The 21749-nt window shown below is 69.3% G+C and carries 20 protein-coding genes; 11 read left to right on the top strand and 9 right to left on the bottom strand.

Features of this window, described 5'->3' with window-relative positions; all coding sequences use genetic code 11:
- Nucleotides 1-47: 47 nt before the first annotated feature.
- The 5 genes from LG395_RS05980 to trxA all read left to right on the top strand — a co-directional run bounded on the left by LG395_RS05980 (nt 48) and on the right by trxA (nt 4985).
- A complete protein-coding gene (locus LG395_RS05980; RefSeq protein ID WP_171154701.1) occupies nt 48-1769 on the top strand; it encodes a protein kinase family protein in 1722 nt (573 codons plus the stop codon).
- 25 nt (nt 1770-1794) lie between these two features.
- The gene (gene sigM / locus LG395_RS05975; RefSeq protein ID WP_225808691.1) at nt 1795-2544 is read left to right on the top strand and encodes an RNA polymerase sigma factor SigM; all 750 of its coding nucleotides are present in this window, start codon (nt 1795-1797) and stop codon (nt 2542-2544) included.
- On the top strand, nt 2541-3482 hold the full coding sequence (locus tag LG395_RS05970; protein ID WP_225808690.1) for an anti-sigma factor family protein: 942 nt from the start codon (nt 2541-2543) through the stop codon (nt 3480-3482). The genes sigM and LG395_RS05970 overlap by 4 nt, the downstream gene beginning before the upstream one ends.
- 153 nt (nt 3483-3635) lie before the next feature.
- The gene (gene trxB, locus LG395_RS05965) at nt 3636-4604 is read left to right on the top strand and encodes a thioredoxin-disulfide reductase (RefSeq protein ID WP_171154699.1); all 969 of its coding nucleotides are present in this window, start codon (nt 3636-3638) and stop codon (nt 4602-4604) included.
- 48 nt (nt 4605-4652) lie between these two features.
- On the top strand, nt 4653-4985 hold the full coding sequence (gene trxA / locus LG395_RS05960; RefSeq protein WP_014673766.1) for a thioredoxin: 333 nt from the start codon (nt 4653-4655) through the stop codon (nt 4983-4985).
- Between the two features lie 66 nt (nt 4986-5051).
- On the opposite strand, the gene LG395_RS05955 is transcribed toward trxA, so the two are convergent.
- The 9 genes from LG395_RS05955 to rpmH form a co-directional block, all read right to left on the bottom strand.
- Nucleotides 5052-5669: a GNAT family N-acetyltransferase gene (locus tag LG395_RS05955; RefSeq protein ID WP_225808689.1), complete on the bottom strand. Its 618-nt coding sequence runs from the start codon at nt 5667-5669 to the stop codon at nt 5052-5054.
- Nucleotides 5670-5890: 221 nt separating this feature from the next.
- Nucleotides 5891-6991: a ParB/RepB/Spo0J family partition protein gene (locus tag LG395_RS05950; RefSeq protein WP_171154697.1), complete on the bottom strand. Its 1101-nt coding sequence runs from the start codon at nt 6989-6991 to the stop codon at nt 5891-5893.
- Nucleotides 6988-8061: a ParA family protein gene (locus LG395_RS05945; RefSeq protein WP_171159892.1), complete on the bottom strand. Its 1074-nt coding sequence runs from the start codon at nt 8059-8061 to the stop codon at nt 6988-6990. The genes LG395_RS05950 and LG395_RS05945 overlap by 4 nt, the downstream gene beginning before the upstream one ends.
- Nucleotides 8062-8380: 319 nt before the next feature.
- Complete coding sequence (gene rsmG, locus LG395_RS05940) at nt 8381-9097, bottom strand: 16S rRNA (guanine(527)-N(7))-methyltransferase RsmG (protein ID WP_030640149.1); 717 nt, start codon at nt 9095-9097, stop codon at nt 8381-8383.
- A gap of 117 nt (nt 9098-9214) precedes the next feature.
- Complete coding sequence (locus tag LG395_RS05935; protein WP_171154696.1) at nt 9215-9727, bottom strand: Jag family protein; 513 nt, start codon at nt 9725-9727, stop codon at nt 9215-9217.
- A gap of 15 nt (nt 9728-9742) precedes the next feature.
- Nucleotides 9743-11026 (bottom strand): membrane protein insertase YidC, encoded by a 1284-nt coding sequence (yidC, locus tag LG395_RS05930; RefSeq protein ID WP_171154695.1) that lies wholly within the window; start codon nt 11024-11026, stop codon nt 9743-9745.
- A gap of 3 nt (nt 11027-11029) precedes the next feature.
- Nucleotides 11030-11404, bottom strand: a complete 375-nt coding sequence (yidD, locus tag LG395_RS05925; protein WP_030640154.1) for a membrane protein insertion efficiency factor YidD — start codon at nt 11402-11404, stop codon at nt 11030-11032.
- Nucleotides 11401-11772, bottom strand: coding sequence for a ribonuclease P protein component (gene rnpA / locus LG395_RS05920; RefSeq protein WP_078611778.1), 372 nt, complete (start codon nt 11770-11772; stop codon nt 11401-11403). Before rnpA ends, yidD begins: the two co-directional genes overlap by 4 nt.
- A 21-nt stretch (nt 11773-11793) precedes the next feature.
- On the bottom strand, nt 11794-11931 hold the full coding sequence (gene rpmH, locus LG395_RS05915; RefSeq protein ID WP_003956500.1) for a 50S ribosomal protein L34: 138 nt from the start codon (nt 11929-11931) through the stop codon (nt 11794-11796).
- Between the two features lie 396 nt (nt 11932-12327).
- On the opposite strand from rpmH, the gene dnaA reads away from it, so the two are divergent.
- The 6 genes from dnaA to gyrB all read left to right on the top strand — a co-directional run bounded on the left by dnaA (nt 12328) and on the right by gyrB (nt 21725).
- Nucleotides 12328-14274 carry a chromosomal replication initiator protein DnaA gene (gene dnaA / locus LG395_RS05910; protein WP_225808688.1) on the top strand — a complete coding sequence of 649 codons (1947 nt, stop codon included), beginning with the start codon at nt 12328-12330 and terminating at the stop codon, nt 14272-14274.
- Between the two features lie 1005 nt (nt 14275-15279).
- Nucleotides 15280-16410: a DNA polymerase III subunit beta gene (gene dnaN, locus LG395_RS05905; protein WP_171154693.1), complete on the top strand. Its 1131-nt coding sequence runs from the start codon at nt 15280-15282 to the stop codon at nt 16408-16410.
- Nucleotides 16411-16637: 227 nt separating this feature from the next.
- A complete protein-coding gene (gene gnd / locus LG395_RS05900; RefSeq protein ID WP_225808687.1) occupies nt 16638-17513 on the top strand; it encodes a phosphogluconate dehydrogenase (NAD(+)-dependent, decarboxylating) in 876 nt (291 codons plus the stop codon).
- A 53-nt stretch (nt 17514-17566) separates the two neighbouring features.
- Entirely contained in the window at nt 17567-18691 is a 1125-nt protein-coding gene (gene recF / locus LG395_RS05895; protein ID WP_225808686.1) for a DNA replication/repair protein RecF, read from the top strand.
- Complete coding sequence (locus tag LG395_RS05890) at nt 18688-19248, top strand: DciA family protein (protein WP_171154687.1); 561 nt, start codon at nt 18688-18690, stop codon at nt 19246-19248. The genes recF and LG395_RS05890 overlap by 4 nt, the downstream gene beginning before the upstream one ends.
- A gap of 395 nt (nt 19249-19643) precedes the next feature.
- Entirely contained in the window at nt 19644-21725 is a 2082-nt protein-coding gene (gene gyrB, locus LG395_RS05885; protein ID WP_171154685.1) for a DNA topoisomerase (ATP-hydrolyzing) subunit B, read from the top strand.
- Nucleotides 21726-21749: the final 24 nt, after the last annotated feature.

The following is a 21749-nucleotide window of genomic DNA, read 5'->3' as shown; positions in this document are numbered from 1 at the left end:
GTTTCGGCGTCGGACAGCGTGCAACGGATGGGGAGGCAGGGACGACGGTGGCGGAACGGAGCACGGCTGCCGTCGACGTGGCAGACAACAGCGGTGAGCAACCGCTGACCGCCAAGGCGGACCAGTCCACGGCCGACGGGGTGGCCAAGAACCCGGAGCGGGACACGGACAGCGTGGAGGCACAGGGGAGCGGCGGAACCGAAGGTCCCGGACGGAAGACTTCGTCTCCGGAGTTGCACAGCGGTCACAAGCTCGCCAGACGCTACCGGCTGGAGGAGTGCGTCACCCGTCTGGACGGATTCAGCAGTTGGCGTGCGGTCGACGAGAAACTCCGTCGTGCCGTCGGTGTCCACGTACTTCCTGCGGACCACACCCGGGCCCGCGCCGTCCTCGCGGCCGCCCGTTCCTCGGCACTCCTCGGCGACCCGCGCTTCGTCCAGGTCCTCGACGCCGTCGAGGACAACGACCTCGTCTACGTCGTCCACGAGTGGCTGCCCGACGCCACCGAACTGTCCACCCTGCTCGCCGGCGGCCCGCTGGAGCCGCACGACGCCTACCAGATGGTCAGTCAGGTCGCCTCCGCCATGGCCGCCGCGCACCGGGAGGGTCTGGCCCATCTGCGGCTGAACCCGAACGCCGTGCTGCGCGCCTCCACCGGCCAGTGGCGTATCCGGGGCCTGGCCGTGAACGCCGCCTTGCGGGGCATCAGCTCCGACACCCCGCAGCGCACCGACACCGAGGCGATCGGCGCCCTGCTGTACGCGGCGCTGACCCAGCGCTGGCCCTACGAGAGCGACGCCTACGGTCTGTCCGGTCTCCCCAAGGACATCGGCCTCATCCCTCCGGACCAGGTGCGGGCCGGAGTGCATCGCGGCCTGTCCGAACTCGCCATGCGCGCCCTCGTCAACGACGGTGCCACGGCGTCCCGCCACGAGGCTCCGTGCACCACCCCGGAGGAGCTGGTTAAGGCGATCGGTGAGATGCCGCGCATCCGCCCGCCCGAGCCGGCGTTCACGGCCCCTCCGGAGTACCAGCGCACGACCTACCAGCAGGGCACCTACGGCCGCCCGGCCCCGCACCCGGGGGTCACCCAGGCGATGGCTCCCCCGCCACCACCGTTGCAGAGCCGTACCGGCAAGGCCCTGAAGTGGGCGGTGTCGGCCCTACTCATCGCCGCCCTGGGTCTGGGCAGCTGGCAGCTGGCGGACGCTCTGATGGACCAGGGCGGGAAGTCGGACGACACCAACAAGAGCCAGACGACGGACGGCGGCGACAAGAACGTCCTGAAGCCGAAGCCGACTCCCATAAAGATCCAGAACGGCCAGGAGTTCGTCGCCAAGGGTGACGCCCAGAGTCCGGGCAACGTCCCCAAGACGTACGACGGCGACGCCTCGACGTACTGGAAGACCAAGAGCTTCAACGAAGGTCCGACGATCGCGCCGTTCAAGCCGGGCGTCGGCATCGTGTACGACCTCGGCTCGGCCAAGCAGCTCAGCACGGCCACCATCGACCTCCGTTACGCCGGCGACCACACGACGGTCGAGCTCTATGCCGCGGGTTCGCTGTCCCCGGCCTCGCTGGATTCCATGACGAAGATCGGCAGCGCGACGACGACGGGCACCACGGCCACGGTGAAGGCCACCAAGCCGGTCAAGACGCAGTACGTGCTCGTCTGGCTGACGGCTGTGCCCAACTCGGGGTACGACTCCACGCTGTACGCCAGTGCCGGCTACAAGCAGGCCATCGGCGAAGTGAAGTTCACGGGCTGACGTCTCACCCGGACCGGAGGGGCAGATGGCGGACGGCGCCGGATACGACGGGGTGGGCGACAGCGACCTGTTCGCCCGCCACGTGGAAGGCGACCCCGAGGCCTTCGGTGAGATCGTACGGCGCCACCGGGACCGGCTGTGGGCGGTCGCCCTGCGGACCCTGGGGGACCGCGAGGAGGCCGCTGACGCGGTCCAGGACGCCCTGGTGTCGGCGTACCGGGCCGCCCACACGTTCCGGGGCCAGTCGGCCGTCACGACGTGGCTGCACCGGATCACGGTGAACGCCTGCCTGGACCGGGCTCGTAAGGCGGCCTCGCGGAAGACGGCCCCGGTCGACGACACCGAGCGGCTGGAGCAGCTGCTGGAGCCGTACGAGTCCGCCTCGGCGCCGGCCGAGCGGAAGGACGTGCATCGCCAGCTCCTCGAGGCGCTCGGCACCCTTCCGCCGGAGCAGCGGGCCGCTCTGGTCCTGGTGGACATGCAGGGCTACCCCGTGGCGGAAGCCGCACGAATCCTCGATGTCCCGACGGGCACGGTGAAGAGCCGGTGCGCCCGGGGCCGGGCCAGGCTGCTGCCGCTGCTCACCCATCTACGGCCCGAAGGCACCCCGGGGGTGCGATCGACCGGTGCCGGGGGCGGGAAAGAAGCCGGCCCGGAACGGAACCGGGGGCAGGGGTCATCCGTCCCACCGGCAACGGGGTCACCGAGCGGACATCCCCGGGACGTGGGTCCGAGCGATTCAGCCGTAGTGAAGGGCGGAGGTGGGCGAGCGTGACTTCCACGACAGACGCGGCCGGGCACCCGGACGTCGCGGAGATCTCCGACCTCACCGAGGGCCTCCTCCACCCGGACCGCAGCACCGACGTACGGCGCCATCTGGACGCGTGCGAGGCGTGCGCGGACATCTACACCTCGCTGGAGGAGATCCGGGGCCTGCTGGGGTCCGTGCCCGCGCCGGAGCGTATGCCGGACGATGTGGTCGAGCGCATCGGCGCCGCCCTCGCAGCCGAGGCACCACGGAACGCGGGTGGCGAGGACACCGCAGGCGATGTTTCACGTGAAACATCACCCACCACCGCGCACCCCACGACCCACCCCGGCGTCCACTCCACTGCTCCTGCCGCTGGTCACCCCGTCGACCGCCCCGCCGGACGCCCACGTGCGGGGATCGGCCCCGGACGTGAAGGCCCGCAGCGCGGGCGGCGCCGTGGGCGGCTCGTCCTGGGCGCGGTTCTCACCGCTGCGGTACTGGGTGCCGGAGGGCTGGTCGTGAAGTCGCTCGGGGACACGACCGACCACACGACCGCCCACGGGACACCGACCGTCTCCACTGACACCTTCTCCGGTGACAGCGTGCAGAACCAGGTGCAGACCCTCCTCAGCACCAAGGAGGGTCTGCCGCCGGACAGCGTGAAGCCTCGGCTGGGCGGTCACGACGGGTCGGACACACCCGGGTCCACCCAGGGCCCCAACACCCTGCTTCAGACCACGGTTCCGGTCCCCGACTGCGTCCGGCGAGCGCTCAACGCGAGCACTGACGTCCTGGCCGCCAAGACGGGAACGTACGCGGGGAAGGCCGCCTACCTCGTCGTCCTGGCCGACGCACACGACAGCAAGCGGGTCACCGCCTATGTGGTCGACGCCGTCTGTGTGCACCAGCAGACGGCTTCTGCCGGCACGGTTCTGCTGAAACAGTCCGTCGCTCGTCACTGAGCCGGCTGGAACACTCCTTCGGTCGTTCCTGAGCGCGCGTGTGCCGGGGCACACCGGGAATGCAGGGCCCGTAGGATCCGTTGGGTGGGGTGAGAGCTCCGAAAGGAGCTCCCACCGGTCGACTGACGCAGACCAGAGACGAGGAATCAAGCCGTGAGCGACGTCCGTAACGTGATCATCATCGGCTCCGGGCCCGCAGGCTACACGGCGGCGCTCTACACCGCCCGTGCGTCGCTGAAGCCCCTGGTGTTCGAAGGAGCTGTCACCTCGGGTGGTGCGCTGATGAACACCACCGAGGTGGAGAACTTCCCGGGCTTCCGCGACGGCATCATGGGCCCCGAGCTCATGGACAACATGCGCGCCCAGGCCGAACGATTCGGCGCCGAGCTGATCCCGGACGACGTCGTCTCCGTCGACCTCACCGGTGAGATCAAGACCGTCACCGACACCGCGGGCACGGTCCACCGGGCGAAGGCCGTCATCGTCACCACCGGCTCCCAGCACCGCAAGCTGGGCCTGCCGAACGAGGACGCGCTCTCCGGCCGTGGCGTCTCCTGGTGCGCCACCTGTGACGGGTTCTTCTTCAAGGACCACGACATCGCCGTGATCGGTGGCGGCGACACCGCGATGGAGGAGGCCACCTTCCTCTCGCGGTTCGCCAAGTCCGTGACGATCGTCCACCGCCGGGACACCCTGCGCGCCTCCAAGGCGATGCAGGAGCGTGCTTTCGGTGACCCGAAGATCAAGTTCGTCTGGGACAGCGAGGTCGCCGAGATCCACGGAGACCAGAAGCTCTCCAGTCTTACGCTGCGCAACGTCAAGACCGGCGAGCTGTCCGAGCTGCCCGCGACGGGCCTGTTCATCGCGATCGGCCACGACCCGCGCACCGAGCTGTTCAAGGGCCAGCTGGACCTGGACGAGGAGGGCTACCTGAAGGTCGACTCCCCGTCCACCCGCACCAACCTGTCCGGTGTCTTCGCCGCCGGTGACGTGGTGGACCACACCTACCGCCAGGCGATCACTGCGGCCGGCACCGGCTGCTCCGCCGCCCTGGACGCCGAGCGCTTCCTCGCCGCCCTCGCGGACGAGGAGAAGGCGGAGCCCGAGAAGACCGCCGTCTGACCTTCCCTCTCCCTCACCCCACCGCACGACCAAGGTAAGGAGCCCACCGTGGCCGGCAACCTGAAGACTGTGACCGACGACTCCTTCGATCAGGAGGTCCTCAAGAGCGACAAGCCTGTCCTCGTGGACTTCTGGGCGGCGTGGTGCGGCCCGTGCCGTCAGATCGCCCCGTCCCTGGAGGCGATCGCCGCCGAGCACGGCGACAAGATCGAGATCGTCAAGCTCAACATCGACGAGAACCCGGGCACGGCCGCCAAGTATGGCGTCATGTCCATCCCGACCCTGAACGTCTACCAGGGCGGCGAGGTTGCCAAGACCATCGTCGGCGCCAAGCCCAAGGCCGCGCTTCTCCGTGACCTCGAAGAGTTCATCACCAAGTGACGTTTCACGTGAAACATGAAGGGGCCGACCCGCAAGGGTCGGCCCCTTCGTATTGAGCCTTCTCCGCTACAGCGGCCTCAGCGCGGGCTCCTTCTGGACCGCTCCCAGGAGCCGGTCGAGCGCCATCTCCACGTCTTCCTTCCAGGAGAGCGTGGATCGCAACTCCAGCCGCAGCCGGGGATGCGTAGGGTGCTGTCGCACCGTCTTGAAGCCCACGGCCAGCAGATGCTCGGCGGGCAGCAGACAGGCGGGCTCCTTCCAGTGGGAGTCACCGAAGGCCTCGATCGCCCTGAAGCCCCGGCGCAGCAGATCCTTGGCGACCGTCTGCACCAGCACCCGGCCCAAACCCTGTCCCTGGTATCCCGGCATGACGAAGCCGGTCATCAGCTGAACGGCGTCCGGCGACACCGGACTCGTGGGGAAGGCCGTCGAGCGAGGGACATAGGCCGGCGGGGCGTAGAGGACGAAGCCCGCCGGTACGTCGTCGACGTACACCACCCGGCCGCACGACCCCCAGTCCAGCAGAACGGCGGAGATCCAGGATTCCTTCTCCAGCGCGGCCGTGCCCCCCTTCACCGCCGCTTCACCGCTGACAGGGTCGAGCTCCCAGAAGACACACGAACGACAACGGTGGGGAACGTCCTGAAGGTTGTCCAGTGTGAGCGGCACGAGCCGACGCCCCATGAAGGCTGATCCTCGCTTCCTTCGCCCGCCGCATCGCGAGCGGCTGCCCCCGTCTTTCCACTCACAGATGCAGACGCTGTCCGGTGGATGTGCCCTATCTGATCGCATCGTATCCACGATCGGATTCACTCGATACCGCCTCAAAGCAAAGAGCGGACCGTGTTCCGGTACACACCGGACACGGTCCGCTCCCCTGCTCACGGGGCGGTGCCGCCCGAGGATCAGTCGTGCGTCTCCTCGCCGTCGCTCTCCTGAAGGCTCTTCTGAAGGGCCAGCTTCTCACCGGGGGCGAGCGTGCTGAGAATCCTCTCCAGATCGTCCGCGGAGGCGAACTCGACGGTGATCTTGCCCTTCTTCTGGCCCAGCTCCACCTTCACCCGTGTCTCGAAGCGGTCCGAGAGCCGGGTGGCCAGCTCGCTCAGCGCCGGCGAGGGCAGCGACCCGGCCCGGGGGCCCCGGGAGCGCGACGCCTTCTGAGGCCGCGAGCCCATCAGCGTCACGATCTCTTCCACGGAGCGCACCGACAGCCCCTCGGCCACGATCCGGTGCGCCAGCCGGTCCTGCTCCTCGGAGTCCTCGACGGCCAGCAACGCCCGGGCGTGGCCGGCCGACAGGACTCCGGCCGCCACCCGCTTCTGCACGGTCGGCGACAGCTTCAGCAGACGCAGTGTGTTGGAGACCTGCGGACGGGACCGGCCGATCCGGTCGGCCAGCTGGTCGTGCGTGCAGTTGAAGTCCTTGAGCAGCTGGTCGTAGGCGGCGGCCTCTTCGATCGGGTTCAGCTGCGCACGGTGCAGGTTCTCCAGCAGCGCGTCCAGGAGGAGCTTCTCGTCGTCCGTGGCCCGGACGATGGCCGGGATGGCTTCCAGGCCGGCCTCGCGGCACGCACGCCAGCGCCGCTCACCCATGATCAGCTCATAGCGGCCGGGACCCAGCTGCCGCACCACGACGGGCTGCAGGAGACCGACCTCCTTGATGGAGGTGATCAGTTCCTGGAGCGCGTCCTCGTCGAAGATCTCACGCGGCTGGCGCGGGTTCGGGGTGATGGCGTCCAGGGGGATCTCGGCGAAGTGGGCGCCCATCGGCGATGCGGGCACCTCCACGGCCGGGCCGGCCGGGGGCACCTCTGTCTCCTGTGCAACCGGCGGCAGTGTGGCCACCTTCGCCGCGGCCACCCCGCGGTCGGTCGTCAGCACCGGAGCGGTTCCGGAGGTGCTGGAGCCTCCGCCCCCCATCGCCGTCGGAGCCGGCGCCTTCTCCGCCGGGGCAGCAGGGATCAATGCGCCGAGGCCACGGCCCAGACCCCTCCGTCGCTCGCTCACTGGATCCCCTCCACCATGCTCTGGTCTTTCTGGGCGCCGATATGGGCCTGGCTCGCGTCGTAGCTGACGCCGATGCCCTTCAGCGCGATTTCTCGGGCCGCCTCAAGGTACGAGAGGGCGCCGCTCGATCCTGGATCGTAAGTCAGCACCGTCTGCCCGTAACTCGGTGCCTCGGAGATACGGACGGAGCGGGGAATGCTCGTCCGCAGTACCTCGTCACCGAAGTGGTTGCGCACCTCTTCCGCGACCTGGGAGGCAAGGCGCGTCCGGCCGTCGTACATGGTGAGCAGGATGGTCGACACATGCAGGGCGGGGTTGAGGTGCCCCCGCACCAGGTCGACGTTGCGCAGGAGTTGGCCGAGGCCTTCCAGGGCGTAGTACTCGCACTGGATCGGAATGAGCACCTCGGCGCCCGCGACAAGCGCGTTGACCGTCAACAGGCCGAGCGAGGGCGGGCAGTCGATGAGGATGTAGTCCAACGGCTGCTCATACGCCTGGATGGCCCGCTGGAGCCGGCTCTCGCGGGCTACCAGGGACACCAGCTCGATCTCCGCACCGGCGAGATCGATGGTGGCGGGGGCGCAGAAGAGGCCTTCGACATCGACGACCGGCTGGACGACCTCGGCGAGGGGCTTGCTTTCAACCAACACGTCGTAGATGGACGGAACGTCGGCGTGGTGGTCGATCCCGAGAGCCGTGGACGCGTTGCCCTGGGGGTCGAGGTCGATCACCAGGACACGGGCACCGTGCAGAGCCAGCGAAGCGGCAAGGTTGACGGTCGTCGTCGTCTTGCCCACGCCCCCCTTCTGGTTGGCGACCACGATGACTCTGGTCTGCTCCGGTCGAGGCAGGCCTTCGCCGGCGCGGCCGAGAGCCTCCACCGCCAGTTGGGCCGCACGACCGATGGGAGTGTCGTCCATCGGAGGCGGTGTTTCACGTGAAACATCCGCCCCCATCGACTCGGTACGGGGACCGGGGACCGGATCGGTCATCGGTCCCGCGATGTTGGCGTCGGACCGCAAGGATTCACTCTCCTCGACTTCAGGCTCGCAATGAACAGAGCCTCCCATGTCTTCGGGGTCGTGAACCAGTGAGGCCTGGTCTTCTGTGGAGAAATCCACCTCGGTGGACAACTCCGAGCCCCTGGAGGGGGACGGAGGTGCCGGGTAAGGGGCCGGAGTGTCCGGGGCGGCGACCTCTCCCAGGGAACCGAGAGGCTTCCGGTCGCGAGGTTCGGCCGCGGCGCGGCCACGACTGATGATGCCGTGCAGCAGTGAGCGACGTTTCACGTGAAACACGATGCACAGCGGCAGCGACCGGACCGTTGCGACACTCCGGCTTGCGCAAGTTTGGCAGCTTGTGTGGAGTACGTCCCGTCGTCAGGACGGATCAGCGGCGTCGGCGAGTCCGTCCCGTCCGGGCCGCCTTCGCCCGCTTGGCGGCGAAGCGCACGCCGCCAGGGCTCTCACCGACCTCGACCCGCACCACCGTCGACAGCGGATCCACAATGCCCTCACCCACGTGGAGGATCGACGTCTCCACCGCACCCAGCTTGCTGAGCGCGGCAGCGGAGGCCTTCAGCTCCTCCTCGGCGGTGTCACCCTTGAGTGCGAGCATCTCGCCGTACGGCCGCAGCAGCGGGATGCCCCAGGTGGCCAGGCGGTCGAGCGGGGCCACGGCCCGCGCGGTCACCACATGGACCGGAGGGAGCTTGCCCAGGACCTCCTCGGCACGGCCGCGCACCACGGTGACGTGGTCCAGGCCGAGGAGCTCGACGACCTCCGTGAGGAAGTTGGTCCGCCGCAGCAGGGGCTCCAGCAGCGTGATGTTCAGGTCGTCGCGGACCAGGGCCAGCGGAATGCCCGGCAACCCGGCGCCGGAACCGACATCGCAGACCGTCACTCCTTCGGGGACGGCCTCGGAGAGCACCGCGCAGTTCAGGATGTGCCGCTCCCACAGACGGGGCACTTCCCGCGGGCCGATCAGGCCGCGCTGGACACCCGCCTCGGCGAGCAGTTCCGCATAGCGGACCGCATCGGCGAAGCGGTCACCGAACACTTCGCGCGCCTGCTCGGGCGCGGGGGGAAGCTCCGCTGCCTCCGTCACGGGGACCGTCCTTCCGTACAGCGCCGGCGCTTCGCGCACCGGCCACCAGAACTACCAGGCTGACAAAGTTCGGCCCCGCCTGCTCAACAGACGGGGCCGGTGGAACGGGAGAGCCGATCAGGCGGGCAGCACGACGACGAACCGCTGCGGCTCCTCGCCCTCGGACTCGCTGCGCAGCCCCGCGGCCTTGACCGCGTCGTGCACGACCTTGCGCTCGAACGGGGTCATCGGCTTGAGCTGCACGGGCTCACCGCTGCTCTTGACCTCGGCGGCGGCCTTGGCACCCAGCTCGGACAGCTCGGACCGCTTCTTGGCCCGGTACCCCGCGATGTCCAGCATCAGCCGGCTGCGGTCGCCGGTCTCCCGGTGCACCGCCAGGCGCGTCAGCTCCTGCAGCGCCTCCAGCACCTCGCCGTCCCGGCCGACCAGCTTCTGCAGGTCGCGGCTGCCGGTGTCGCTGATGATCGACACGGAGGCGCGGTCGGCCTCGACGTCCATGTCGATGTCGCCGTCGAGGTCGGCGATGTCCAGCAGACCCTCCAGGTAGTCCGCCGCGATCTCACCCTCCTGCTCCAGGCGGGTGAGGGTGTCTGCACCCTCGGCAGCGGCGGAGGTGGTGCCTTCCGTCACGGGATGGGCTCCTTCTTACTTCTTGGACGGGGACTTGGGCCGCTGCGGGCCACCCTTGCGCTGGCCGGACTGGGCCTTGCTGCGGGTGCCGGAGCCGGGCTTCTGGGGCTGCTTGGCAGCAGCGGGCTTGGCGTCCTGCGGCTCGTCGGACTTCTCCAGCGAGGTGGGCTCACCCGCCTGCTTGGGCGCGGACTGGCGCTGGGCCTTGGTCTGACGCTTGGGCTGCTGGCGCCGGGCGGCGGCGGCCGTGGTGGTGCCGGTGCCGGTGCCGGTGACCGCGCCTTCCTCGGTCTGCGCCGCGGCCTGGACCGTGCTCTTCGTCACGGTGCCGTCGGCCTGGGCGGCGAGACCCGCCTTGTTCAGCGCGTTGATGAACTTGCGCTCGAACTCGTTCCGGTCGCGGCCCTTGGCGACGATCGCCTTGATGATGACCTTCTCGCTGCGCCGGCGGATCTTGCCGTGCTCCGTGACGTGCTTGGTCAGGCGCTCCAGGTAGGCGGCCTGGGCCTTGGAACCCGGGGTCGGGTTGTTGTGGATGACGTACATCTGCTGGCCCATGGTCCACACGTTGGTGGTCAGCCAGTAGACGAGGACACCGACCGGGAAGTTCACACCGAAGACGGCGAACATGACCGGGAAGACGTACATCAGCATCTTCTGCTGCTGCATGAACGGCGTCTTCACCGTGGTGTCGACGTTCTTCGTCATCAGCTGGCGCTGCGTGTAGAACTGCGACGCCGACATCAGCACGATCATGATCGCGGTGACGACACGGACGTCGGTCAGCGAGGCGCCGAGAGCGGTGATCTGGCTCTCGCTGCTGAAGAACTTGGCGGCCAGCGGAGCGCCGAAGATGTGCGCGTGACGGGCGCTGGCGAGCAGCGGCTCGTTGATGACACCGATGGTCTTGCCCGTCGCGATGCCGTTGAGCACGTGGTACAGGGCGAAGAAGAAGGGGGACTGCGCCAGGATGGGAAGGCACGAGGAGAGCGGGTTGGTGCCCGTCTCCTTGTACAGCTTCATCATCTCTTCGGACTGACGCTGCCGGTCGTTCTTGTAGCGCTCCTGGATCTTCTTCATCTCCGGCTGGAGCGTCTGCATCGCGCGCGTCGACTTGATCTGCTTCACGAAGAGCGGGATCAGGCAGATGCGGATCAGGATCACCAGGGACACGATGGACAGGCCCCAGGCCCATCCGGTGTCAGGGCCGAAGAGCGCCCCGTACACCTTGTGGAACTGGACGATGACCCAGGAGACGGGCCAGGTGATGAAACTGAAGAGGCTGGCAATCGTGTCCACTAATCATGCTCCTTGGGCATGGGACGAGGTCTCTGCGGCCGGGCTCGGAGGAAGCTCGGAAGCAGGCTTCTCGGGCTTCGCTTCGGTGGCCGGTTCGGCGGCGGAGGGTCCGCCCCTGCGTGCGCGCCACGCATTGCGCAGCATTTCGTGCCACCGCGGGCGCTTACGCGGCGGAACATGGTCCACACCGCCCAGCGACCACGGATTGCACCGGAGGATGCGCCAGGCGGTGAGTGCCGTTCCCTTGATCGCACCGTGCCGGTCGATGGCCGTGTAGCCGTAGTGGGAGCACGACGGGTAGTACTTGCACACCGGCCCCAGCAATGGACTGATCGTCCACTGGTACAGCTTGATCAGAGCCAGCAGCGGGTACTTCATCGCGCGCCCCCTCCCAGCAGCCGCTGTAGGGCGGCATCCAGGTCTCGGGCCAGCTGTGCGTGGTCTGCGTCGCCCGCTCCGGGCAGCGCTCGTACGACTACCAGGCTACCGGGGGGGAACAGGGCGACTCGGTCACGCATCAGATGACGCAGTCTGCGCTTCACTGTGTTGCGCACGACCGCGCCACCCACGGCCTTGCTCACGACGAAACCCGCACGCGTCGGGGGAGCGCTCTCCCCAGGCGCGTGCGGGTCCGTGGCACCGCTTCGAAGGTGGACGACGAGGGTCGGGCGTCCGGCCCGACGACCTCGTCGTACCGCGGTCGCGAAGTCCTCGCGCCGCCTCAGCCGGTTCTCGGTGGGCAGCACGACGTCATGACCTGATCGGGATCAGGCGGACAGGCGGGCGCGACCCTTGCTACGGCGGGACGCGAGGATCGCGCGGCCGGCACGGGTGCGCATACGCAGCCGGAAGCCGTGGGTCTTCGCGCGACGACGGTTGTTCGGCTGGAAGGTGCGCTTGCTCACTCGGGGGCTCCAGAAAAGAATCGGTAGTGGCGGGGTGCCGTCCTGGCTGTCACCGTGCGCCCACGAGTAGCTCGCGTCACGCCCGAGTGCACCGCTTCCCGATCACCTGACGTGATCTGTGCCCATCGGAGGCAGGCGGCAGCAGCCATCGACAACTCGACCTGGTTACGGTACGCGGGGCTGCGCCATCCGGTCAAACCGAGGGGCGCCGGGGGACACTGTCCACAGGCTGGGGACAACAACTTGAACCGTACCCGCCGCGCTGACTACCGTGGCTGGACTCCGATTCGTTCCCTTGTCCCCACCCGAGCGGGATTGCCCCCGCCCACCACCCGGATCCCATCCCGACCCGTCCGCGAACCACACGTTCGTGGGACCTGTGAGAGAGCGTGCCCTGTGGCTGACGTACCTGCCGATCTTGCCGCAGTGTGGCCACGAGTACTGGAGCAGCTCCTCGGAGAGGGCCGCGGACAGGGTGTGGAGGCGAAGGACGAGCACTGGATCCGGCGCTGCCAGCCGCTCGCGCTGGTCGCGGACACGGCCCTGCTGGCCGTACCGAACGAATTCGCGAAGGGTGTGCTGGAAGGCCGCCTGGCACCGATCGTCAGCGAGACGCTGAGCCGGGAGTGCGGCCGCCCCATCCGGATCGCGATCACCGTGGACGACTCGGCGGGCGAGCCGCCCGCGCCCGCGGCACCCCCCGCGCCGCAGACGCCGAAGCAGCGCTACGAGGAGCCGGAACTCCCCGCGGGGCCCTACGAGGGCTACGGCCGTCACCGCGGCGACCGTCCGGCCGGCGACCCGCGCGCCGAGCAGCTGCCGCCCGCCCGCCCGGACCAGCTCCCCACCGCCCGCCCGGCCTACCCGTCGGAGTACCAGCGCCCCGAGCCCGGCGCCTGGCCGCGCCCCGGGCAGGACGAGTACGGCTGGCAGCAGCCCCGGCTCGGCTTCCCCGAGCGCGATCCGTACGCCTCGCCGTCGTCCCAGGACGGCTACGGCTCCGGGGACGCGTACGGCTCGCCGTCCCAGGACTACCGCCCGCAGGGCAGGGACCGGTCGCCGTACGAGCAGCAGCGCGGCGACTACGACGGCCCGCGCGCGGAGTACGAGCCGTCCCGCCCGGACTACGACGCCCCGCGCGGGGACTACGACCCGTCGCGGACCGAGTACGACCAGCGCGAACCGGTCCGCCGTGAGCTGCCCGAGCCGCCGGTGCACCGCGGTGGTCCCGGCCGCCCGGACATGCCCCCGGCGGGCGCCTCCGGGCCGTCGGCCGCGCAGCCGGTGCCGGCGAGCGGCCCCGGTGAGCCGACCGCGCGGCTGAACCCGAAGTACCTGTTCGACACGTTCGTCATCGGCGCCTCCAACCGGTTCGCGCACGCCGCGGCGGTCGCGGTCGCCGAGGCTCCGGCGAAGGCCTACAACCCCCTGTTCATCTACGGGGAGTCGGGGCTCGGCAAGACGCACCTGCTGCACGCGATCGGGCACTACGCGCGCAGCCTGTACCCGGGCACGCGGGTGCGGTACGTCAGCTCGGAGGAGTTCACCAACGAGTTCATCAACTCCATCCGCGACGGCAAGGGCGACAGCTTCCGCAAGCGCTACCGGGAGATGGACATCCTGCTCGTCGACGACATCCAGTTCCTCGCGGACAAGGAGTCGACGCAGGAGGAGTTCTTCCACACCTTCAACACGCTCCACAACGCGAACAAGCAGATCGTGCTCTCCAGCGACCGGCCGCCCAAGCAGCTGGTCACGCTGGAGGACCGGCTGCGCAACCGCTTCGAGTGGGGCCTGATCACCGACGTCCAGCCGCCCGAGCTGGAGACGCGCATCGCGATCCTGCGGAAGAAGGCGGTGCAGGAGCAGCTCAACGCACCGCCGGAGGTGCTGGAGTTCATCGCCTCCCGGATCTCGCGGAACATCCGTGAGCTGGAGGGCGCGCTGATCCGGGTGACGGCGTTCGCCTCGCTCAACCGGCAGCCGGTGGACCTGGGCCTGACGGAGATCGTCCTGAAGGACCTGATCCCCGGGGGCGAGGACTCGACACCGGAGATCACCGCGACGGCCATCATGGCGGCGACCGCGGACTACTTCGGGCTCACGGTCGAGGACCTGTGCGGCAGCTCGCGCGGCCGTCAGCTGGTCACCGCACGGCAGATCGCGATGTACCTGTGCCGGGAGCTGACGGACCTGTCGTTGCCGAAGATCGGGGCGCAGTTCGGCGGGCGGGACCACACGACCGTCATGCACGCCGATCGCAAGATCCGGGCGCTGATGGCCGAGCGGCGGTCGATCTACAACCAGGTGACCGAGCTGACCAACCGCATCAAGAACGGCTGACCCGCGGCCGGCGACGGTCCTGCGGCCGCACCGAGGCGCCTTCGGGGAGGAGATCCCGGGGGCGCCTTTCGCATGCCCGCCGGCCGCCTCCTGCCCGCACACAGGCTGAGCGGAACCGGACCGGGCCGAGCGAGGCGGGATCAGGGCCGAGCGAGCCGGGATGAGGGGCCGAGTGGAGCCGGGACGCCCCGTCAGACGCCGGCGGCACCGCTCCCGTGACGACCCCGCACGCCACCCGGTGTTCGATTACTTGCCTGGTTACGGCCACTCTCCACAGATTCGGTGACTTTCTTCCGTCCACATCCTGGGGACTGTGGAGTTGTCCCGAACCGTGTCCACAGGGAAACCTTGTCCCCGGCTTCCGCCCAGCTCAGAGGCCTGTGGAATCGTGGACGAACGATCTCCACAGACTGTGGACAACACCGGGATCCACAGCCTGTGCACGGAGTTGTCCACCGACGACCCACAGGCTGGGGGCGGTTGTCCCCAGCGATCCCCAGCTTCTCCACAGTGCTGTCCACTGTTCGGCAACCCGGCGGGCCCGCTCACCGCGTCGAGTGAAAGCCGTCACAGGAAGCTGCCGGATTGGGGTGTGGGAAACCTGGGTATTCCTGGGGACACAGCTGGGGAGAACTGCCCTCAGCCTGTGGGCGGTGTGTGCAGAACTTTCCGTTCTCCACAGACAGCCCCGGTTGTCCACTGCCTCCACCCACAGGCCCGGTGGACAAAATTCCCGCGCTGAGCTGGGCAAACGTGGTTATCCACGGTATCCACAGGCCCTACTACTACTCCCGACTAGAGAGAGCTCGGCAATCGTTTCGAAGCGGGGCCTGTGCACAACTCGCTGTCTCGCGCCCGGCTGCCCCTCGGGCGGACTTGACCCCAACGGGCACCTACTGTCAGTGCCGTGCGTCAGACTGGTTCCGGTGTCCTTCCCGTCGCAGAGGGCGGTGACACCGAGTCGGAGGACTCAGCAGCAACGGCAGCATCAGGAGGCGGCTTACGGTGAAGATCCGGGTGGAACGCGACGTACTCGCGGAGGCAGTGGCGTGGGCCGCACGCAGCCTCCCGGCCCGTCCGCCGGCGCCTGTCCTCGCCGGCCTGCTGCTGAAGGCGGAGGACGGCCAGCTCAGCCTGTCCAGCTTCGACTACGAGGTCTCCGCGCGGGTGAACGTCGAGGCGGAGGTCGAGGAGGAGGGCACGGTCCTCGTCTCCGGCCGGCTGCTCGCCGACATCTCCCGCGCCCTGCCCAACCGGCCGGTGGAGATTTCCACAGACGGTGTACGAGCCACGGTGACGTGCGGCTCCTCCCGGTTCACCCTCCACACCCTGCCTGTGGAGGAGTACCCGGCGCTGCCGCAGATGCCGAACGCGACCGGCACCGTCCCCGGCGAGGTCTTCGCCGCGGCCGTCTCCCAGGTGGCCATCGCGGCCGGCCGGGACGACACGCTCCCGGTGCTCACCGGTGTGCGCATCGAGATCGAGGGCGACACGGTCACCCTGGCCTCCACCGACCGCTACCGCTTCGCGGTCCGCGAGTTCCTGTGGAAGCCGGAGAACCCGGACGCGTCCGCGGTCGCCCTGGTCCCGGCCAAGACGCTGCTGGACACCGCGAAGTCGCTGGGCGCCGGCGACAGCGTCACGCTGGCGCTGTCCGGGTCCGGTGCCGGTGAGGGCCTGATCGGTTTCGAGGGCGCCGGGCGGCGTACGACCACGCGCCTGCTCGAGGGCGACCTGCCGAAGTACCGCACGCTGTTCCCGACCGAGTTCAACTCCATCGCCGTGATCGAGACCGCGCCCTTCGTGGAGGCCGTCAAGCGTGTGGCGCTGGTCGCCGAGCGGAACACCCCGGTGCGGCTGAGCTTCGAGCAGGGCGTGCTGATCCTGGAGGCGGGGTCGAGCGACGACGCACAGGCTGTGGAAAGGGTGGACGCCCAGCTGGACGGCGATGACATCTCCATCGCGTTCAACCCGACGTTCCTGCTGGACGGTCTGAGCGCGATCGACTCGCCGGTGGCGCAGTTGTCGTTCACGACGTCCACGAAGCCGGCGCTGCTGAGCGGCAAGCCGGCGGTGGACGCGGAGGCCGACGAGGCGTACAAGTACCTGATCATGCCGGTGCGGCTCAGCGGCTGATCGTCGTCCACAGCTGTGCACGGTGCCGGGTGCCGCAGGGGCGCCCGGCACCGTGATCGGCCGGGGCGGGGGCGCCGGCCGCGCGGCCAGGGCGGCACGAGTCCGTGGGCGGGGTCGTTCCCGCAGGTGAGCGGCTATGCCCACAGCTGTGCATGAGCGTCCGGGTTTAGGCTCGGCACGGCACTTCGGTGCCTCCTACGCCACACAGCGACCTAAGGACACAACTGATGGAGCTCGGTCTCGTCGGCCTCGGCAAGATGGGCGGCAACATGCGCGAGCGGATCCGCCGCGCGGGCCACACCGTCCTCGGATACGACCGCAACGCGGACCTCGCGGATGTCCACAGCCTGGAAGAGCTTGTGGGCAAGCTCAAGGGCCCGCGCGTGGTCTGGGTGATGGTCCCGGCCGGTGAGCCCACCCAGTCGACCATCGACCAGCTGGCGGAGCTGCTGGAGCCCGGTGACGTGGTCGTGGACGGCGGCAACTCCCGCTGGACGGACGACGAGAGGCACGCCGAGGAGCTGGCCGCCAAGGGCATAGGCTTCGTCGACTGCGGTGTCTCCGGTGGCGTCTGGGGCCTGGAGAACGGGTACGCGCTGATGTACGGCGGCGACGCCGAGAACGTCGCCAAGGTGCAGCCGGTCTTCGACGCGCTGAAGCCGGAGGGCGACTTCGGTTCGGTGCACGCGGGCAAGGTCGGCGCGGGCCACTTCGCGAAGATGGTCCACAACGGCATCGAGTACGCCATGATGCAGGCCTACGCCGAGGGCTGGGAGCTGCTGGAGAAGGTCGACTCCGTCACGGACGTCCGTGAGGTCTTCCGCTCCTGGCAGGAGGGCACGGTCATCCGCTCCTGGCTGCTGGACCTCGCGGTGAACGCCCTCGACGAGGACGAGCACCTGGAGGGTCTGCGCGGGTACGCGCAGGACTCGGGCGAGGGACGCTGGACGGTGGAGGCCGCGATCGACAACGCGGTGCCGCTGCCGGCGATCACCGCGTCGCTGTTCGCACGGTTCGCCTCCCGCCAGGAGGACTCGCCGCAGATGAAGATGATCGCCGCGCTGCGCAACCAGTTCGGCGGTCACGCGGTGGAGAAGAAGTAATCCACAGGGTCGCTCCGCGATCCACAAGCACGAGGGAGGCCGGCGGTCCCGCCATGCACGTCACGCATCTGTCGCTCGCCGACTTCCGCTCGTACGCCCGGGCCGAGGTCCCGCTCGACCCGGGCGTCACCGCCTTCGTCGGCCCCAACGGGCAGGGCAAGACCAACCTCGTGGAGGCGGTCGGCTATCTGGCGACCCTCGGCAGCCACCGGGTGGCCTCCGACGCCCCCCTGGTCCGCATGGGCGCCGAGCGGGCGGTCGTGCGGGCGCAGGTCCGGCAGGGCGACCGGCAGCAGCTCATCGAGCTGGAGCTGAACCCGGGCAGGGCCAACCGTGCCCGTATCAACCGCTCCTCGCAGGTCAGGCCGCGGGACGTGCTGGGGATCGTACGGACCGTGCTGTTCGCGCCCGAGGACCTCGCGCTCGTCAAGGGTGACCCGGGTGAGCGGCGGCGGTTCCTCGACGAGCTGATCACCGCGCGGTCCCCGCGGATGGCGGGTGTGCGCTCGGACTACGAGCGGGTGCTCAAGCAGCGCAACACGCTGTTGAAGTCGGCCGCGCTGGCCCGTCGGCACGGTGGGCAGAGGGGGGCGGACCTGTCCACGCTCGACGTGTGGGACCAGCACCTCGCGCGCGCGGGCGCCGAGTTGCTGGCCCAGCGGCTGGACCTCATCGCCTCGCTGCGGCCGCTCGCGGACAAGGCGTACGAGCAGCTGGCTCCCGGGGGCGGTCCGGTCACGCTGGAGTACAAGCCGTCGGCGCCCGGCGAGGCGCACACGCGCGAGGACCTCTACGCCCAGCTGACGGCGGCCCTCGCGGAGGCGCGCAAGCAGGAGATCGAGCGGGGCGTGACCCTGGTGGGGCCGCACCGCGACGACCTGCTCCTCAAGCTCGGCCAGCTGCCGGCCAAGGGCTACGCCTCGCACGGCGAGTCCTGGTCCTACGCCCTCGCGCTGCGGCTGGCCTCCTACGACCTGCTGCGCGCCGAGGGCAACGAGCCGGTGCTGATCCTGGACGACGTCTTCGCGGAGCTGGACGCCCGCCGCCGGGAGCGGCTGGCGGAGCTGGTCGCGCCGGGCGAGCAGGTGCTGGTCACCGCCGCCGTGGACGACGACGTACCCCATGTGCTGGCCGGTGCGCGGTACACGGTGGCCGGCGGGACGGTGGAGCGCGTATGAGCGCCGACGGGCCGGACACCCCCGATCCCCGGAAGAAGGCCGCCCGGGGCGGTGACGAGCCGTCCGGCGTCGACCTCGCGCGCGTGGCGTTGCGCGCGGCGAAGGAGCAGGCACGCGCGCGGGGGGACGCGGCGCGGCAGAAGAAGCAGGCGCGGCGGGGCGGCGGGCTGCGCTCCGGCGCGCGTGCCGACGGACGCGACCCCATGGCGCTGGGCGCGGCGATCAACCGGCTGATCACCGAGCGCGGCTGGGAGAAGCCGGCCGCGGTGGGCGGGGTGATGGGCCGCTGGCCGCAGATCGTCGGGGAGGACCTGGCCAGGCACTGTGTGCCGCAGCGGTACGACGAGGACGAGCGGGTGCTGACCGTCCAGTGCGACTCGACGGCCTGGGCGACCCAGCTGCGGGTACTCGCCCCGGCGCTGGTGGCGCGGATCAACGAGGACCTCGGGCACGGCAGCGTACGGATGATCAAGGTGCTCAATCCGGGCGGCCAGGCTCGCCGCTACGGCCCGCTGCGGGCTCCGGGGAGCACCGGACCCGGTGACACCTACGGGTGATGTACCTCACGTCGGACGCCTGGTCCGGCGTGCCGTCGTACCCCGTCCACAGGTGTGGATCACCGCTGTGGGGCGCCCGGGAACTCCCGTCGGCGGGCCTCGGAGTGCCATCTGACCCGCCAGTAGCCATGGGTTGACGGCCCGAAGCGCTGAGCGCCGCCGTGAGCCCCTTGGAGCCCCCTTCCGTATATCGGTACCCGGCGGAGACCGGTTGAGGGCGGCACATGGGAGCTCAGGTGCCCGCAAACCCCCATCGATGTCAGTGCTACCGGTAGACTGGAAGACAATCCCGCCCCAACGTGGGGACCGCCCGGGAAAAGCTGAGCAACGCTGATCAAGGCTTACCAACGCAACATGCCGCAGCCGCTCCGGCAACCTGCCGACGAGCCCGGCTCGTGCTGTGCCAGAAAGGGCGCTTCGTGGCCGATTCCGGCAACCCCAACGAGAACATCCCGTCCACCGACGCCGGCGTGAACGCCGAGGCCACGGAGTCCACCGCGGCCTCCGCGTCCTACGACGCCAGCGCCATCACCGTGCTCGAAGGGCTGGACGCGGTCCGCAAGCGGCCCGGCATGTACATCGGCTCCACGGGCGAGCGCGGACTGCACCACCTCGTGTACGAGGTCGTCGACAACTCGGTCGACGAGGCGCTGGCCGGTTACGCGGACACCATCGACGTGACGATCCTCGCCGACGGCGGCGTGCGCGTCGTCGACAACGGCCGTGGCATTCCGGTGGGCATCGTGCCCTCCGAGGGCAAGCCGGCCGTCGAGGTCGTGCTGACCGTGCTGCACGCGGGCGGCAAGTTCGGCGGCGGCGGGTACGCCGTCTCCGGTGGTCTGCACGGTGTCGGTGTGTCCGTCGTGAACGCGCTGTCCACCAAGGTCGCCGTCGAGGTCAGGACCGACGGCCACCGCTGGACACAGGACTACAAGATGGGCGTCCCGACGGCGCCGCTGGCCAAGCACGAGGCGACGCAGGAGACCGGTACGTCGGTCACCTTCTGGGCCGACCCGGAGATCTTCGAGACCACCGAGTACTCCTTCGAGACGCTGTCCCGGCGTTTCCAGGAGATGGCGTTCCTCAACAAGGGCCTGACGATCCGGCTCACCGACGAGCGCGAGTCGGCGAAGGCCACGAGCGGCGCGGACGAGGCGGGCGCGGACGAGAAGGCCGAGGTCAAGACCGTCACGTACCACTACGAGGGCGGCATCGTCGACTTCGTGAAGTACCTCAACTCCCGCAAGGGCGACGCGGTGCACCCGACGGTCGTCTCGCTGGAGGCCGAGGACAGGGACAAGAGCCTGTCCCTCGAGGTCGCCATGCAGTGGAACAGCGGCTACACCGAGGGTGTGTACTCCTTCGCGAACATCATCCACACCCACGAGGGCGGCACGCACGAGGAGGGCTTCCGCGCGGCCCTCACCAGCCTGATCAACAAGTACGCGCGCGACAAGAAACTGCTGCGCGAGAAGGACGACAACCTCACCGGTGACGACATCCGTGAGGGTCTGACCGCGATCATCTCGGTCAAGCTGAGCGAGCCGCAGTTCGAGGGCCAGACGAAGACCAAGCTGGGCAACACGGAGGCGAAGACCTTCGTGCAGAAGGCGGTCTACGAGCACCTCAACGACTGGCTGGACCGCAACCCGGTCGAGGCGGCGGACATCATCCGCAAGGGCATCCAGGCGGCCACCGCGCGCGTGGCGGCCCGCAAGGCTCGCGACCTGACCCGCCGCAAGGGGCTGCTGGAGTCGGCGTCGCTGCCGGGCAAGCTGGCCGACTGCCAGTCCAACGACCCGGCCAAGTGCGAGATCTTCATCGTCGAGGGTGACTCCGCCGGCGGCTCGGCCAAGTCCGGCCGGAACCCGCAGTACCAGGCGATCCTCCCGATCCGCGGCAAGATCCTGAACGTGGAGAAGGCGCGGATCGACAAGATCCTGCAGAACCAGGAGATCCAGGCGCTGATCTCGGCCTTCGGCACGGGTGTGCACGAGGACTTCGACATCGAGAAGCTGCGCTACCACAAGATCATCCTGATGGCGGACGCCGACGTCGACGGCCAGCACATCAGCACCCTGCTGCTGACCTTCCTGTTCCGCTTCATGCGGCCGCTGGTCGAGGCCGGGCACGTGTACCTGTCCCGCCCCCCGCTGTACAAGATCAAGTGGGGCCGGGACGACGTGGAGTACGCCTACTCGGACCGCGAGCGCGACGCGCTGATCGAGATGGGCCGCCAGCGTGGCAAGCGGGTCCGCGAGGACTCGATCCAGCGCTTCAAGGGCCTCGGCGAGATGAACGCCGAGGAGCTGCGCGTGACCACCATGGACCAGGAGCACCGGGTCCTCGGCCAGGTCACCCTGGACGACGCCGCCCAGGCCGACGACCTGTTCTCGGTCCTCATGGGCGAGGACGTCGAGGCCCGCCGCCAGTTCATCCAGCGCAACGCCAAGGACGTCCGCTTCCTCGACATCTGAGTCGGTCTCAGCTGACCGCACCAG

Source organism: Streptomyces spinosus, from assembly GCF_020400655.1.
Taxonomy (GTDB): domain Bacteria; phylum Actinomycetota; class Actinomycetes; order Streptomycetales; family Streptomycetaceae; genus Streptomyces; species Streptomyces argyrophylli.
Note: the sequence above shows the minus strand (reverse complement) of the source record. Positions and strands in the feature narration are given on the sequence as shown.

Excerpts from the sequence above, each read along its gene's own strand:
- sigM (WP_225808691.1), top strand. The coding sequence starts at position 1,795 with ATGGCGGACGGCGCCGGATACGACGGGGTGGGCGACAGCGACCTGTTC.
- LG395_RS05955 (WP_225808689.1), bottom strand. The coding sequence starts at position 5,669 with ATGGGGCGTCGGCTCGTGCCGCTCACACTGGACAACCTTCAGGACGTT.
- LG395_RS05945 (WP_171159892.1), bottom strand. The coding sequence starts at position 8,061 with ATGGGAGGCTCTGTTCATTGCGAGCCTGAAGTCGAGGAGAGTGAATCC.
- yidD (WP_030640154.1), bottom strand. The coding sequence starts at position 11,404 with ATGAAGTACCCGCTGCTGGCTCTGATCAAGCTGTACCAGTGGACGATC.
- gnd (WP_225808687.1), top strand. The coding sequence starts at position 16,638 with ATGGAGCTCGGTCTCGTCGGCCTCGGCAAGATGGGCGGCAACATGCGC.
- recF (WP_225808686.1), top strand. The coding sequence starts at position 17,567 with ATGCACGTCACGCATCTGTCGCTCGCCGACTTCCGCTCGTACGCCCGG.
- LG395_RS05890 (WP_171154687.1), top strand. The coding sequence starts at position 18,688 with ATGAGCGCCGACGGGCCGGACACCCCCGATCCCCGGAAGAAGGCCGCC.